The organism is Nonomuraea sp. NPDC049750, assembly GCF_040659625.1.
GTDB lineage: Bacteria > Actinomycetota > Actinomycetes > Streptosporangiales > Streptosporangiaceae > Nonomuraea.
In genome coordinates this window covers 53060-68683 of the sequence record NZ_JBFANB010000046.1, presented here as the reverse complement: position 1 = coordinate 68683, position 15624 = coordinate 53060, and the positions used below count along the sequence as shown (strand labels likewise).

General features: G+C 70.4%; 14 protein-coding genes. 11 read left to right on the top strand and 3 right to left on the bottom strand.

Annotation, left to right across the window (positions count from 1 at the left end; translation table 11 throughout):
• The coding region (groEL, locus tag AB0J16_RS55280) for a chaperonin GroEL (protein ID WP_358556041.1) at positions 1–983 on the bottom strand (983 nt) is incomplete at its 3' end.
• A 203-nt stretch (positions 984–1186) separates the two neighbouring features.
• Between groEL and AB0J16_RS55275 the strand changes: the two genes are divergently transcribed.
• From AB0J16_RS55275 to AB0J16_RS55225, 11 genes are all read left to right on the top strand, one after another.
• Complete coding sequence (locus AB0J16_RS55275) at positions 1187–1798, top strand: TetR/AcrR family transcriptional regulator (protein WP_358556038.1); 612 nt, start codon at positions 1187–1189, stop codon at positions 1796–1798.
• A 157-nt stretch (positions 1799–1955) separates the two neighbouring features.
• Positions 1956–3461, top strand: a complete 1506-nt coding sequence (locus tag AB0J16_RS55270) for a carboxylesterase family protein (protein WP_358556035.1) — start codon at positions 1956–1958, stop codon at positions 3459–3461.
• A gap of 123 nt (positions 3462–3584) precedes the next feature.
• Positions 3585–4118 carry a PadR family transcriptional regulator gene (locus tag AB0J16_RS55265; protein ID WP_358556032.1) on the top strand — a complete coding sequence of 178 codons (534 nt, stop codon included), beginning with the start codon at positions 3585–3587 and terminating at the stop codon, positions 4116–4118.
• On the top strand, positions 4115–4855 hold the full coding sequence (locus tag AB0J16_RS55260; RefSeq protein WP_358556029.1) for an ABC transporter ATP-binding protein: 741 nt from the start codon (positions 4115–4117) through the stop codon (positions 4853–4855). The genes AB0J16_RS55265 and AB0J16_RS55260 overlap by 4 nt, the downstream gene beginning before the upstream one ends.
• A 5-nt stretch (positions 4856–4860) precedes the next feature.
• On the top strand, positions 4861–6651 hold the full coding sequence (locus AB0J16_RS55255; RefSeq protein ID WP_358556026.1) for an FtsX-like permease family protein: 1791 nt from the start codon (positions 4861–4863) through the stop codon (positions 6649–6651).
• Between the two features lie 141 nt (positions 6652–6792).
• Positions 6793–7860 carry a hypothetical protein gene (locus AB0J16_RS55250; RefSeq protein WP_358556023.1) on the top strand — a complete coding sequence of 356 codons (1068 nt, stop codon included), beginning with the start codon at positions 6793–6795 and terminating at the stop codon, positions 7858–7860.
• A gap of 114 nt (positions 7861–7974) precedes the next feature.
• Positions 7975–8817 (top strand): class I SAM-dependent methyltransferase, encoded by an 843-nt coding sequence (locus AB0J16_RS55245; protein WP_358556020.1) that lies wholly within the window; start codon positions 7975–7977, stop codon positions 8815–8817.
• A gap of 112 nt (positions 8818–8929) precedes the next feature.
• Positions 8930–9055, top strand: coding sequence for a hypothetical protein (locus tag AB0J16_RS55240; RefSeq protein WP_357957063.1), 126 nt, complete (start codon positions 8930–8932; stop codon positions 9053–9055).
• Positions 9056–9142: 87 nt separating this feature from the next.
• On the top strand, positions 9143–10081 hold the full coding sequence (locus AB0J16_RS55235; protein ID WP_358556017.1) for a SagB/ThcOx family dehydrogenase: 939 nt from the start codon (positions 9143–9145) through the stop codon (positions 10079–10081).
• A complete protein-coding gene (locus AB0J16_RS55230) occupies positions 10078–11109 on the top strand; it encodes a TOMM precursor leader peptide-binding protein (protein ID WP_358556014.1) in 1032 nt (343 codons plus the stop codon). Before AB0J16_RS55235 ends, AB0J16_RS55230 begins: the two co-directional genes overlap by 4 nt.
• Positions 11102–12466: a YcaO-like family protein gene (locus AB0J16_RS55225; RefSeq protein ID WP_358556010.1), complete on the top strand. Its 1365-nt coding sequence runs from the start codon at positions 11102–11104 to the stop codon at positions 12464–12466. The genes AB0J16_RS55230 and AB0J16_RS55225 overlap by 8 nt, the downstream gene beginning before the upstream one ends.
• Before the next feature lie 56 nt (positions 12467–12522).
• On the opposite strand, the gene bla is transcribed toward AB0J16_RS55225, so the two are convergent.
• Both bla and AB0J16_RS55215 read right to left on the bottom strand, forming a co-directional pair.
• Positions 12523–13467: a class A beta-lactamase gene (bla, locus tag AB0J16_RS55220; RefSeq protein WP_358556007.1), complete on the bottom strand. Its 945-nt coding sequence runs from the start codon at positions 13465–13467 to the stop codon at positions 12523–12525.
• Between the two features lie 107 nt (positions 13468–13574).
• Positions 13575–15623, bottom strand: coding sequence for a prolyl oligopeptidase family serine peptidase (locus tag AB0J16_RS55215; protein WP_358556004.1), 2049 nt, complete (start codon positions 15621–15623; stop codon positions 13575–13577).
• Position 15624 lies beyond the last annotated feature (1 nt).

Sequence of the window (15624 nt, the reverse complement as noted above, 5' to 3'; positions counted from 1 at the left end):
TCGTCCTTGGTCACCACGACCTTGCGGGCGCGGCCCAGCTGGTCGAGGGTGGCGTTCTCCAGCTTGAGGCCGATCTCCTCGGAGATCACCTGGCCACCGGCCAATACCGCGATGTCGCCCAGCATGGCCTTGCGCCGGTCGCCGAACCCCGGAGCCTTGACCGCGACCGACCGGAAGACGCCCTTCATCTTGTTGACGATCAGGGTGGCCAGAGCCTCGCCCTCGACATCCTCGGCGATGACCAGCAGCGGCTTGCCGGACTGCACGACCTTGTCGAGCAGCGGCACCACCTCCCTGTTGGCGGCGACCTTGCCGTTGACGATCAGCACGTACGGATCGTCCAGGACCGCTTCGAGCCGATCGGAGTCGGTGATGAACAGCGGGGCGATGTACCCCTTGTCGAAGCGCATGCCCTCGGTGAGCTCCAACTCCAGGCCGAAGGCGTTGCTCTCCTCGACGGTGATGACGCCTTCCTTGCCGACCTTGTCCATCGCCTCGGCGATGAGCGAGCCGATCTCGGGGTCGGCGGCGGAGATGGAGGCGGTGGAGGCGATCTGCTCCTTGGTCTCCACATCCTTGGCCAGCTTGGACAGCTCCTCGCTGACCCGCTCGACCGCCGACTCGATGCCCTTCTTCAGCGACATCGGGTTGGCGCCGGCGGCGACGTTGCGCAGGCCCTCGCGCACCAGCGCCTGGGCGAGCACGGTGGCCGTCGTGGTGCCGTCACCCGCGACGTCGTCCGTCTTCTTGGCGACTTCCTTGACCAGCTCGGCGCCGATCTTCTCCCACGGGTCCTCGAGCTCGATCTCCTTGGCGATGGACACACCATCGTTGGTGATCGTGGGAGCGCCCCACTTCTTCTCCAGCACGACATTGCGGCCCTTGGGGCCCAGGGTCACCTTGACCGCGTCGGCCAGCTGGTTCATGCCGCGCTCAAGGCCGCGCCGGGCGTCCTCGTCGAACGCGATCATCTTCGAAGCCATTCCTGCTCCTGCTCTCGATAGGGGGCTGTCCGGGACGGCGCCCGCGACGGACGGCCCGCCGACAGACGGACCTCGCCGTCCCGGCACACCCCGCCGGTTGGCACTCTCCAGGGGCGAGTGCCAGGCGTCCCGTCGCACTCTACCCACAACTTGCGTGACACGCACCTAGTGCGTGTCACGCATCATCCGATAGTGTCGCTCCCATGAACGACGACGCCCCCGACCTCCGGGCGCGCAACAAGCAGGCCACCCGAGAGGCGATCAGCCACGCCGCGCTGCGCCTGGCCATCGAGCAGGGCCCGAACGGGCTGGCTCTGGTGCGCGTCCATGACATCGCCACGGCCGCGGGAGTCTCATCCCGTACCTACAACAACTACTTCTCCAGCAGGGCGGAGGCGATCTGCGCCTTCCAGGCCGACCAGGCCGGCCGGGTGGGGCAGGCGCTGCGCGCCCGGCCCGCCGGGGAGCCGCTCGACCAGGCCGTCATCGCGGCCGTGATCGAGCTCTACACCGACCCTGAGCCCGACAAGGCCGGCCTGCGCATGATCATGTCGACGCCCGAGCTGGAGGGCGAGGCGCTGAGGGCGTTCACCATGGCGGAAGGCCCGCTCGCCGAGGCGATCGCGGCCCGCACCGGCACCGACCCCCAGCGCGACCTGTTCCCCGCCGTCACGGCCGCCGCGGTCGCCGCCGCCATCCGGGTGGCGGGGCGACGCTGGCTCGAGCCCGGCAATACGGAATCCTTCGCCGCGATTCTGCGCGGCGCTCTGTCCTGCGTCGTTCCCGCCGCGCCCTCTGAACGGACTCAGCCCTAAGGGCTTGAAGCCGTGCTCTCGAGCGCGTGGCCGGAGCTGACGTCGTATGGGTGGCGGCGGCGACCCGCTCAATAACGAGGTGCGGCGAACCCGCGGTTCGGGCGAAGATGGCCGCGCCCGGCTGTGGGAGCCGGCATCCCCGGATGAGGAGCGTGCCATGAGCGCCATCGGATCCGCACACCCGGAGGTCCAGGTGGGCACGGGACGGCTGCGCGGAAGGATGGAGGACGGCGTGGCCGTCTTCCGCGGCGTGCCGTTCGGGCGCCCGCCGGTGGGCGCGCTGCGGCTGGCCGCACCGGAGCCGGCCGAGGCGTGGGACGGGGTACGCGAGGCCGCGGCGTTCGGTCCGCGGCCGCCGCAGTCCAGGTTGCTGGGCGCCGCCAGCGCGGACGGCGCCGACGGCGACTGGTTGACCGTCAATGTCTGGTCCCCCGACCTGGGCGCCGCCGGGCTGCCGGTGATGGTGTGGATTCATGGCGGGGGCTACATGTACGGGTGGTCCGGCGACCCCCTCTTCGACGGCCGAGTGCTCGCCCGGGACGGCGTCGTCATGGTCACCTTCAACTATCGGGTCTCCGCCGAGGGCTTCGGACATTTCCAGGGGGCACCGGCCAACCGCGGGCTCCTGGACCAGGTGGCAGCCCTCCGCTGGGTGCGGGACAACATCGCGGCCTTCGGCGGCGATCCGGACCGGGTCACCGTCTTCGGAGAGTCCGCCGGCGCCGGGAGCATCGCGGCGCTGATGACGATGCCCAGCGCCGCCGGTCTGTTCCACCGGGCGATCGCGCAGAGCGTACCGGGCCCGTTCTTCTCCACTGAGCTGGCCGCCGACATCGGCGCCGCGGTAGCCGGTGAGCTGGGCCTGTCCCCGCTCGCGGGCGAACTCGCCCGCCTGTCGCCGGAGCGGCTGATCGAGGCCGGGGACGCGGTGGCGGAGAAGATGGGCGACTGCCCGCGGTGGGGCCACGCGGCGCACGTCCGAACGCCGTTCGCGCCGGTCGTGGACGGCGAGGTGCTGCCCGCGGTGCCGTGGCGGTCACTGGCGGACGGGGCCGCGCATGAGGTGGAGCTGATCGTGGGTCACAACCGCGACGAGTATCGGCTGTTCATGGCCATCAGCGGTGACACCGGCCAGATCACCGCCGAGCGGGCGGACACCGCGCTGCGGGTGCTCGCCCCGGACCCGGAGGCCTACCGGGCCGCCTACCCGGGTGCCGACGAGGAGCGGCTGTACGAGCTGGTGCACTCCGACTGGTTGTTCCGGATGCCTTCCCTACGCCTGGCCGAAGCTCGCCAGAGGCACGGCCGCGCCTACCTGTACGAGCTGACCTGGCCGGCCCCCGGCATGGGCGGAGCCATCCTCGGCGCCTGTCATGGGCTCGGCCTGCCACTGACGTTCGGCAACCTGACCGCCGGCGCGGCGGGAATGCTGATCGGACAGGATCCGTCCCCGACCGCGGCCGAGCTGTCGGCCCAGGTTCGAGCGGCATGGATCGCCTTCGCCACGGCCGGAGACCCGGGCTGGCCGGCGTACGAGCCGCAGAACCGGCACACCTGGATCATCGACACCAAGCCCGACGTAACAGCGTATCCGGAGGAGACCTCCCGTGAGCTGTGGGCCGGGCACGCCTTCGGCCCTCTCGCGTTGCAGACAAATCCATAACCGTTCCAACCCCATACATGGGCCGACCACCGTCCAGGCGCTGACGACGAAGGCGCCTGGTGCGGCGTTTTGACACCTCCTACGGGTAACCGCTATCTATTGGCTAACCGTTAGGGGGATGGAGTGCAGGACGCAGTGCTGGCGATGCTCGCCAAGGAGCCGTCACACGGGTACCACTTGCACGCTCGGCTGCAGCGAACTCTCGGCCCGCTGGGCGAGTCGATGAACCGCGGCCAGATCTACGTGACGCTGGCCCGGCTGGAAAAGGCCGGGCTCGTTGTCTGTGAGCGGACGGACGGCCTGCCCGAGCGGCCCGAGCGCAAGGTCTATGAGCTGACACCGGCCGGGCAGCAGCGGGTGGCCGCCTGGCTGGCCGAGGTGGGCTGGCCGAAACCGGACCTGGCGGAGTTCCACCTCAAGCTCGCCGCGGCCGCCGCGGCCCGGCTCGCCGACCCGGTCGAACTGGTGGCGGCCCAGCGCCGTGAGTTGCTGCGCCGCTTGCGTGAGGTGCAGCAGGCGGCACTGGCCGAGCCGCCGGGGTCGGGCGCCGGCCTGCTGCTGGAAGGGGTCGTGCTGCGGTTGCAGGCGGACCTGCGCTGGCTGGATTCCTGTGAGCGGGCCTGGTCCAAGGCCGATGACGAAGTCGAGGGCGCATGAACGTGTCAAGTGCCGTGGTCCGGGCCTGCGGCCTGGTGAAGACGCATGGTCAGGGGCAGAGCCGGGTCCGCGCGGTGGACGAGGCCGACCTGGAGGTGCCTCAGGGGGAGACGCTGGCGGTGATGGGGCCCAGCGGCTGCGGGAAATCTACGCTGCTGCACCTGCTGGGTGGCCTGGAACGGCCCACCGATGGAGCGGTGTGGGTGGCCGGGCGGCGCATCGACACGCTGAGCGAGCGGGCTCTGGCGCGCCTGCGACGCCGGTCGGTGGGGTTCATCTTCCAGGCCTTCCACCTGGTGGAGGAGTTGTCCGCGGCCGAGAACGTGGAGCTGCCCGCGCTGCTGGCCGGACGCTCGCGCCGCCAGGCCAGGCGGCGCGCGAGCCTGCTGCTGGAACGGGTCGGGCTCGCCGACCGTGCCCGGCATCTGCCGTCGCAACTGTCGGGCGGACAGCGCCAGCGTGTCGCCGTCGCTCGCGCGCTGGTCAACGAACCGCTGGTCGTCCTGGCCGACGAGCCGACCGGCAATCTCGACACCGCGGCGACCCTCGACGTACTGAGAATCTTCGAGGAGCTGCGTTCCGCGGGCCAGACCTTCGTGATCGTCACGCATGACGAGCGGGTCGCGGCCACCGCGGATCGGCTGATCTCGATGCGCGACGGAATGTTCGTCGACGACACCCGGCTGGCCGGCTCCCACCCGCGCGGCCTCGGCGGGCTGATCGGGCTGGAGGGCTGAACGGCATGGGCTCCATCGTGCTCGTCGTCCGCCTGGTGCTGGCTGACGTGCGGCGACACAAGGTCCAGGCCGCGATGCTCCTGCTCGCGGTGACCGTGGCCACCGCCACGATGGCATTGGGCCTGTCGCTGGGCGGCGTGAGCGACGCGCTGTACGAACAGACCCGCGCGGCCACCGCCGGGCCGGACGTGGTGGCGCTCTCCGGCGACGCGGGCCCCGCCGAGACCGCGGCTCTGGCCGCACTGGCGGACGCTCCCGAGGTAGTCGCCCACCACGGCCCCTATCGCATCGTCTACGCCAACCTCACCACGCGCGATTCCACGACGTCCCCCGTGGTGGTGCACGGCTTCGCCGAGACGCCCGGCCCGGTCGACCGGCCGCTGGTGACCTCGGGGCACTGGGTACGCTCCGGCGGCGCGGTCCTCGAACGCGGCTTCGCCACCGCGCTGGGCGTCGGCGTCGGCGACCGCGTCACCATCTCCGGCCGTTCGTACCCCGTCCTCGGGATCGCCGTCACCGCGGCCACCTCCATCTACCCCTGGGCGGCGCAGATCGGCCCGGGCGGCGGCCCCAGCGACGCCAGCGGCCTGGCCTGGATGACCCGATCGGATGCCCGGGCCCTGGCGTCATCCAAGGATCTCTCGGTGACCACGGCTGTGGACCTCAAGCTGCGCGACCCCGCCGCGACCGAGGCCTTCATCGACGCCCACAGCGACACCACCGTCAGGGTCGACTTCCACTCCTGGCAGTTCAAGGAGACACAGGACCTGGTCATCCTCAAGAACAGCCAGCCGATCCTGGTCGTCGGCAGCTGGCTGCTCAGCTTCCTGGCCATCACCGGAGTGGCGGCGCTGGCCGCGGGACGCGCCGTCGAGCAGACGCGCCGGGCCGGGCTGCTCAAGGCCGTCGGCGCCACCCCGGGTCTGATCGCCACCGTCCTGCTCACCGAGTATCTGGTGCTGGCGCTGATCGGCGACACGCTCGGGCTGGTGATCGCCCGCCTGACCGCGCCCGCCATCGCCAGCCCCACCGCCAGCCGGATCGGCGACGTGGGCGGGCCCGACGGCGCCACCATCGTCACGGCGACCGCCCTCGCCGTGGCGGTGGCGGTGCTGTCCACGCTGCGTCCCACGCTGCGGGCCATGCGTACGGCGACCGTCACGGCGCTGACCGCCACCGCGCGCCAGCCCCGTCACCGGCCCTGGCTCACCGCGCTGTCCGCGCTGCTGCCCACGCCGCTGCTGCTCGGGCTGCGGCTGACCGCCCGCCGGCCGGGCCGCGCCGCACTGCAGGCGTGCTCCACCGCCACCACAGTGATCGCGATCGTCGCCCTGCTGACCATCTACGTCCAGCCGGAGCGGGGCTACGGCCTGGACGGCTCCTCCGTCCTGCCCAACCTGCGGGGCGAGCACGACCGCCGGCTGATGCTCGCCGTCACCATCCTGCTGATCGCGCTCGCCGTCGTGAACACCCTGACGTTCACCTGGACCACGGCCATAGAGGCCCGGGCGAACATGGCCATCGCACGTACGCTCGGCGCCACCCCCGGACAGATCACCGCGGGCCTGTCCACCGCTCAACTCCTGCCCAGCCTGCCCGGCGCCGTCATCGGCATCCCTCTGGGCATGGGCCTGCTCTCGCTCTTCTCCGCCAGGAACACGGTGGACCCTCCCTCCTTGTGGCTGCTCGGCGCCGCACTCGCGACTCTCCTGGCGACGGCGGCACTCACTGCCCTGCCCGCACGCCTGGCGGCACGCCGGCCCGTTGCGCAGGCCCTCAGCGCCGAAACAGCCTGACCGGCCCCCGCGCAGAGGTCCACATCCGATGGGCGGCCCGGAATGAAGCGATTCGATAGACGGAAAAGGAAGCACGAAGTGGCATCTGACGCCGCCGGCATTCGGCGATTAGTGATAGACACAGGAGAGCCCCGCGGATGGGTGTCTCCCAGGACAGACCTGGTGACGGCGCTGCTCGGCACCTGGTTCGGGGTCGGATTGATGATCGACGCCTGGGCGCACAGCAACCTGGCGCAGCTGGAGACGTTCTTCACTCCATGGCACGCGGTGTTCTATTCCGGCTTCGCCGTGGTCTCCGGCTGGATCATCTGGCAGGTGTGGCGCAACGTGCGCGCCGGGCGGCAGGGTCTGGCGGCCGTCCCCACCGGTTATCTCGCCGGGCTGGTGGCGATTCCCGCATTCGCCGTCTTCGGGTTGGCCGACATGATGTGGCACACCATCCTCGGCATCGAGACGACCATCAACATCTTCTTCAGCCCGTCGCACCTCGGCCTCGTCGTGACGATGATGCTCATCATCACGACACCGCTGCGCTCGGTATGGAACGCCCCCGACGTCGGCGCCCGGCCGTCGCTCGGCCGCCTGCTGCCGGCGCTGATCGGGCTCGCGTTCGCCACCACGTTGGTGTCGCTGTTCCTGTCGTACGGCGGCGCCATGAAGTACCGCCCCGAGGGCATCGTCCGGGCTTTGTCCATGCTGCAGAACGCGGGCGGCGGTGCGGGAGGCGCCGGCCCCGTGGCGCTGGGCCCGGGCGCCGAGCAGGTGGCCGTCGCGATGGTCGTCACCAACGTCGTCGTGCTCGGCCCGGTGCTGTTCCTGGTGCGCCGCTGGCTGTTGCCGTTCGGCTCGGTGACCGTCATGTACGCGGTGATAGCGCTCATGCCGGCTGCCCAGACGGGGTTCCGCAATATACCGATCCTGGTGTCGTTCGTGATGGCCGGGGTCGTGAGCGACCTGCTCATCCGCTGGCTGCGGCCGTCGGGTGAGCGGCGCGGCGCCTACTGGGCTTTCGCCGGGCTGTCGGCCTTCGCCACCTGGTCGCTGTACATCGGGGTCGCCTCGGCCATCGGGGGCGGCCTGCCCGCCGTGCCCGAGCTGTGGACCGGGGCGCCGGTCGTCGCCGGGCTGATCGGGCTGGCACTCGGGGCGCTGCTCCTGCCCAACGCCGTCTCTGTCAGTGGACGGGGGATCCTCCGAGATCAAGACTGAGCACCGACAACAGACAACGATGCATCACGGCGACACTAGGTAATCGTAGCGCTACGGACAGTCACTGATCGGGTATGGTCGCGTTGATCACGCGCACTCCCTTAAGGCTTCCACATGACTGTCACCAAGCTCGACGCTGCCGCACATCGCCGCTGGCTGGGCAAGTCCATGGCGCTGAGCTGCGGGCTGTGGGAGGCGACGAACGACCTCGACGCCGCCCAGCTCGCGAAATTCCGGCTGCTGAGTGACTGGGCGGAGGTGAGCGCCCAGTCACGCGTCCTCGACGTGGGCTCGGGCTACGGCGGCTTCCTGAGCTATCTGAGCCGAGAACGCGGTGTCACAGCCGCGTGTGGTGTCGACGCCTCCGATCACGCATGCCAGGAAGCCGAAGGGTTGCGGCTGCGCGGGGTGACCATCCATCAGGGCGACTACCGCGCCTTCAACCCTGACCGGCCCTACGACGCGGTCGTCAGCATCGGGCTCCTGGAGAACCTGGAGAATGTCGACGGCACGCCCGACGCCTACACGGGGTTCTTCGCCCACGCACACGCGTGGACCAGGCCGGGCGCCCGCCTGGCGCTGGAGAGCACGATCCGGGGCCACAGCGAGAGCTGGCCGGCCGAGGCCGCACGATACGTCGAGGCGATGCGACGGCTGCGCCTGACCGGCACCGTTCTCACGCTCGACCGGCTCCTGGCCGCCTGCGGGCGTTGGTGGGAGCCGATCCACGTACGGACCCACCGCGACGACTACGCGCGCACCTTCGCGACCTGGGCCACCCGGCTGCGCGGGTGCGGGATCGCCGATCGCGATGAGACGGCGCTCGCCGACTGGCTGGAGTTCACCACTACGGGCACGGCGCTGTTCCAGCAGGGCGCCCTGTCCGTCGCGCACCTCGGACTACGCCGAATAGATCAACCGACGCGCCCGCCGGCCGCACCAGGTCCGCAGGTGTGAAGACACCCGGGCCACGGCCCGGCCCACGAGCCCCGCGATCAGATATCGCGAGGATCCGGTGAGGCACTCAGTCCGCACCGGCGGCACCCTCACGCACGAAAGGAGAGAGAAGATGCTTTCGACGAGCACCTCGACCGAAACCCTGAGCGCCTGCCCGATCGAGATGGAAGACGGCAAGCTTCTGGTCGCCCCGATCACCAGCAGCAGCAGTTCGGCCGCCGTCGCCATGGAGGAGTAAACGCGAGAAGCGGTGCCGTGTCCCGGTCCTCGGACCGGGACACGGCACCCGCCGAACCCGGCCCACCTCGTTCAAGGATCGGTGCAGATGGAGAACACGCCGGTGCTGCGCTCCGCGCTCGGCACCAACTTCTTCCGTGCGGTCAGCCCATGGCTGGACAGCACGGCTTTCCACACCAACCAGCTCCGGCATTCCCATCTCGGGATCTCCCGGTCGGCCTCGCCCGCCGAGGAGTTCCTGTACGCCAGCCGGCTCCGCCGCCACGACCGTGAGCTGCAACGCTCGGTCGCCGACTACCTCACGACGGCGAGCATGGAGACGCTGAGCCACACCGATGAGGAGAGCATCCCCGCGGCACGCCGCGTCGACCTGCCGGATCCCGCGCCGGCGCGGATGGCGCTGGATGAGGCGATCGCGGCCCGGCGCAGCACCCGCTCGTTCAGCGGAGCCCCGGTGACGCTGCCCGAGACCGCCGCGCTGCTACGGGCCGCCGGAGCGTGCTTCGGCCACGAGGCGGGACGGCCGCACCGAGCCGTCCCCAGCGGCGGCGGGCTGTACCCGGTCGAGCTGCACCTCGCCGCACGCGAGGTGACGGACCTGGAGCCGGGCCTGTACCGCTACGCCCCCCGCCTGGACTGCCTGGCCCGCCACGGCGGCCCTCAGCAACTGGCCGCGCTGCTGCGCTGCGGCCTGGACGAGCTGCCCGACCTACTGCCGATCGACCGCGCGGCGCTCATCGTGCTGTTCGTCGGGCGCCCATGGCGCTCGATGCGCAAGTACGGCCCGCGCGGGCTGCGGTTCGTGCTGCACGAGGTGGGGGCGATGGCCCAGCATGTCCATCTCACCGCGGCCGCGCTCGGCCTGGCCGGCACGGACTGGTCGACCTACTACGACGAGGAGGCCCACGAGGTCCTCCGGGTCGACGGGCTGCGGACCGCCTTGCTGCATCTGATCGTCCTCGGCCGGCCGGGCGACCGGCCAGATCACCAGAAGAAGAGCCGACCGCGTCTGCAGGAGAAGATGTGACACAGCCCGCATCACCCCGTATCAAGCGGTCATTCTCGGTCATCGGGCATGATCCCGACACGGTCGAGCTCAGGCAGGGCGTGTGGAGCGCCACCTCACACACCATCACCGACGAAGCCCGGCGCGGCTGGTTGTTCTCGGTGGTGAACGCTCTGGACGGCTCCCGGGAGGTGGCCGAGCTCGCCTCGCGGGCGAACATCGGCATGGAGGAGATGTCCGCGCTCCTGGAGCAGCTGCGGACACTCGACGTGATCGAGGACACCGCGACGAACGCGCTCGACCACTATCTCGACCACTACGCCGACCTGCTCGCCGGGCCACCGCCACCCGCCCGTCCGATACGGGTGATCGGCGACGGCGCTATGGCCGCCCGCGTCACGGAGCTGATCGCGGCCAGCGATCCGGAGCTCGACGTGACCGACTCCAGCGACGATCCCGCCCTTGAGGTGCTCAACGACGCCGACACCGGCTGGACCACGCACGGGCTGCGGCTGCACGAAGTCGCCGAGACGTTCGCCTCCTGGGAGGGCGGCATCACCGTGTGGGCCGGTGTCCGCGTTGATCCGGTGGTGGTGAGCCTGTTCAACAGGGTCGCCCTGGAAGTCGGCATGTCCTGGTTGCACGGCACGATCGACGGGCCGTTCCTGTTCGTCGGCCCGACCTTCCACCCGGGTCGCGGACCCTGCTACAGCTGTCTGGAAACGCGCATCACGATGAACCTCGCCGACGGCGCGGGCTACCGCCGATACAAGAACGCGCTCACCACCGCGCAGGCATCGGGCGGACGTCCGCCCATGCTGCCCGCGCTGTCCTCGCTGCTCTGCTCCCATCTCGCCTTGGAAGCGATCAACCTCGCCCATACGGGCGCCTCCTTCACCCACGGCAAGATGCTGTGCGTCTACCTCCCCACCTGGGAGACGACCGTCAGCGAGGTCCTGCAGATCCCCGGCTGTCCGGCCTGCTCGCCCGTCGCGCAGCGCGACGAACCCGAGCTCTACTTCCAGGCCAAGGAGTGGCTCAGTGGCTGACCACGGCTCCGCCGCGGGCCTCGTACCGCGGACCACACCGTTCGACACCGGCACCCGGATGCTGGCCCGGCGCATGCTGAACCCCGTGTGCGGCCTGATACCGCGGCTGAAGTTCAGTGCCCGCTCACGTGGCGAACCACGCATCGCCATCGCGGGCGCCGAACTCACCGGCGTGCACGTCCTGTACGACGCCCGGCCGATCCCGGCCGAGCGCCACCACCTGGGCGGGGCCGGCATCCTGCTCGACGAGCCCCTCATCAAGTCACTCGGGGAGTCGGCCGAGCGTTACTGCCACCACTCCTTCCTCGCCCTGCACCGCGACCGGCTCCGCTTCGCCAGTCACCGTGCCATGAGCGGCGGTGGCCGCGGGATTCCGTCAGCTCAGTGCCTGTCGTTCTTCTCCGACGAGCAGCTCGGCCGCGACGGCTTCCTTTTCGAGCCCTTCGACCCCGACGCCCCGATGAGCTGGCTGCCCGCCGACTCGCTCACCTCGGACGACACCTACTGGATGCCCGCCCAGCTCACGCTGGTCGGCTACCTGCCGCGGCGCAAGGAGGGCGAGCCCTGGGTGAACGCCGCGGTGACCACCGGCACCGCGACCCACAGCGACCCGGGCAAAGCCCTGCTCGGCGCGCTGGAGGAGCTCATCCAGCTCGACTGCGTGATCGGGCACTGGTACGGCGGTCAGCCCTCCGTCAAGATCCTTCTTGACGGCCGCCTGCGGGCCCTGGCCCGGTTGATCGACCGCCACTGGTCGCCGGGCACGCCGCCCCCGGAGTTCCACCTCCTGCCCAGTCCCGACCTGCCCGGCTTCACCGTCGCCTGCGTCTACCGCGACGACCACCCCGGCAACGCGCCGGTCGTCGCGGGCCTGGGCAGCGACCAGCGCCTGGGCCACGCGATGTACAAGGCCCTCCTCGAAGCCGTCGCGGTGTTCCGCTACGCCAACTGGATGGCCGCCAAGGCCGCCATCGAGGACAGCGACATCACTGACAAGGACCGCTTCTTCGATCTCGACGACAACGTGGCCTACTACACAGATCCGGCCAACGCCGCGATCATCGACAAGCGCTTCGCCGTCCATGTGGAGGTCTCGGCGCGTGACCTGCCCCCCGACGCGGCCCCGGACCTCCGCGGCCGCGTGAAAGGGCTGGTGGCGGCCTTCGCCAAGACCGGGAAACAGCTCGGCTACCTCGACCTCACCACCCCGGACATCCGCCACCTCGGGCTCACGGTCTGCCGCGTCTGGTCCCCGGACACCCTCAGCCTGTGCCCGCCCAGCGCGCCGCCCCTGCTGCACAAGCGATTCGCCGACTACGGCGGCGCCATCAACCCCGAGCCCCATCCCTACCCTTGATCACCTCATGACGGGAGGACGTCGAGCGAGGTCACGGTGCCGACTGGCAGGCGGCGTCAGAGCTTGCCGAGTCCCCGGGCCAGGATGGTGGCGGTCTTCGCGATGGTCTTGTTGTCGGTGGGGAGGCCCGGAGTGCGGTTGGTATAGATGGCCATGACGATGGGAGCGGCACCCTGCTCGGAGCGGATCACGGCGATGTCGTTTCCGCCGCCGAATCCGTCGGAGTTGGTGCCGGTCTTGTCGGCGATCGTCCAGGTCTTGGGCAGGCCGGCCCGGATGCGCTCGGCGCCGGTCTTGTTGGCGAGCAGCCAGGCGTTGAACTGCTCCCGATCCTTGGCCTCCAGCGCGTCGCCGATCGCGAGCACGCGGAGATCGCGGGCGATGGCCGCGGGCGTGGTGGTGTCGCGCTTCTCCTTGGGCGTCCAGTCGTTGAGCTCGGGGTGCAGGCGGTCCATCCGGGATGTCGGGTCCTTCAGCGTACGGAAGTACTTCGTCAGCCCGGCGGTGCCGCCGATCAGCTTGAGCAGCAGGTTGGCCGCGGTGCCGTCGCTCTTGGTGATGGCCGCCTCGCACAACTGGGCGACCGTCAGGCCGTCCTCGACGTGCTTCTCGGTGACCGGCGAGTTGGGCGTCATATCGGCGGCCGTCCACTTGATGAGCTTGTTCATCAGGCCGGGCTCGGAGGTGCGCGCCTTGTTCAGCACGGCCGCGCAGAGCGGCGCCTTGAAGGTGGACAGAAACGCGAAGCGCTCGCCCGCCCGGTACGTCACCGTCTTGCCGGTGGCGGTGTCGATGGCGTACGCCCCGATGCGGCCCTTGAAGGACACCTCCAGCGCCCGCAACTCCTTCCTGACCTGAGCCTCGCCCGAAACGGCCGGGGACGCCGCGACGGCCGAGGCCGAGGCCGAGCCCGCGCCGAGAGCGCTGCCGGACAGGAGGGAGAGCGCCAACGAGGTCGCGGGGAGCGCTGCGCTGACGCGGCGGACGCGGAAGTGTCGCATGCCGAAATCCTTGCTTCTCATCTGTCAGAAGCTTGGAGCAAAGCAGATGTGATCATCCGCTGTCTAATAGCGATATCGGTGATCTAGCGATATCGCATCCAATATCACTAAAGGTCAGGCACCAGACCCAGTTCCCGCATGACGAACGCCAGCCAGAAGCTCTGCTGCTGAACGATCGTGCTCCAGCTCGTCCCCCCATGGCCCGCGTCGGACCAGACGCGCAGCAGGACAGGATGGGACGAGGTGGTGGCGGCCTGCGTTCTGGCGGCGAACTTGCGGGAGTGCCACGCCGGGCAGCGAGGATCGTTGGCCCCCGCGTCCAGCAGGATCGCCGGGTAGGCCGTGCCCGGTTTCACGTTGTGGTACGGCGAGTAGGCCATAAGCACAGGAGCGTCGGCCGGGTCGTTGGGATTGCCGTACTCGGAGAGGGTCGCGGCGGTGCCCAGCGGGTCGCGGGCGACGCGCATCAGGTCCAGCTTCGGGGCGCCGCAGACCACCGCCCGCCACAGCTCCGGCCGCTGGGTCACGGCGGCGCCCGTGAGCAGCCCGCCGTTGGAGGCGCCCTGGACCGCCAGCCGGTCGGGCGTGGTGACCCCGTCGGCGATCAACCGCTCCGCGATGGCGTACAGGTCATTGAAGGTGTTCTGCTTGGCGTGCAGCCGCCCGCCCTCCCACCACTCCAGGCCGAACTCCCCGCCACCGCGCACATGGGCGTGGGCGTAGATCCCGCCCGCCTCCACGAACGCGGCCAGGGGGCCGAGGTACGACGCCAGCACGGCGATGTTGAACCCGCCGTACCCCTGGATCAGGGTCGGCTGTGGCCGCGAGCGGTCCAGGTCGGCGCGGTGGACCAGGGTGCAGGGCACGCGCGTGCCGTCGGCCGACGTGGCCCATACGCGAGTGGTGACCAGCCCGGTGAGGGTGTGGCCCGACCCCTGCAGGGCGGTCAGGGCCCCCGACTCCAGCTCGTAGTGGTACACCGTGGGGGACTGGGTGTAGGAGGTGTAGCCGAAGGTGATGGCGTTCTCGCAGCCCACGACCTGGTCCATCACTCCCAGGGCGACGACTCCCTGAGCGATCGAGCTGACCGAGCCCTGGCCGGGCAGCGGGACCTCCCCGAGATCCGCGCCGTCCAGGCCGAGGATACGGATGCGCGAGACGGTGTCCACCAGCTCGCCGAGCACCAGCCGCTCGCCGACCAGGGTCACGCCGGTGAGCACGGCGTCGCCGCCCGGCACCAGCTCGGTCCAGGTGTCCGGGTCACCGGGGCTGTCCAGCGGGATGCGGACCAGCCGGCCTCGCGGGGCGCCCGCCGTGGTGACGGCCACGTAGGAGTCGTCGACGAGCACGCCCTTGTACAGGTGCGCGGCGTCGGTGATGAACTCGCGCCACTCCCAGGGGCCGTCCAGGCGGGCGATGAAGTGCGGCCGGGGCCGTAGATGGTCGACCTGGACCAGCGCCCAGCGCCCGTCCCGGGAGATCTTGGGGATGGCGAACATGTGGGGGATGTCCAGCGGCTCTGGCTGGGTGGGCGCCGGCTGCCCCAGCCGGTGGAAGAACAGCCGCCACCGTACCTGCGCCGCCCCCGATTCGTTGGCCATGTAGAAGAATCCGCTGCCGTCGGGGAGCCAGGCCACCAGCCCCGGCCGCTGCTGCGGTACGCCGTCCAGCAGCACCTTCCCGGTGTCGATCTCGATCACCTTGAGCGCCGGCAGCTCGCGGCCCCCGGCGTCCAGGGAGTACGCCAGCAGGCTGCCGTCAGGGGAGGGCTGCGGGCTCATGCGCAGTGGCGTACCGTCTGACAGCTCGTTGAGGTCGATCACCATGCGCCATGGGCCCGTGGGGGCGTCGGCCGTCTCGAAGACCATCAGCTCCCGGCCGTCGGGGATGCGCCCGCGGAACCACCGCGGCCCGTATCGCACCGGAACCACCAGGTTGCGGGCGTCCATCTGCTCGACCAGCTCATCGACGCGGGCCGCGAGCGCCTCATGGTGCGGCCAGCCGTGTACGTAGGAGCGGGCCAGCTCGTCCTGGGCCTTCTGCCAGGCCGCCACACCCTCGCCGTCGTCCTCCTCCAGCCACTGGTAGGGGTCGTCGAAGACCAGGCCGCCGACCTCGTTGTGCTCCGGCCGTATCGGTGCCTCGGGGTATCGCATT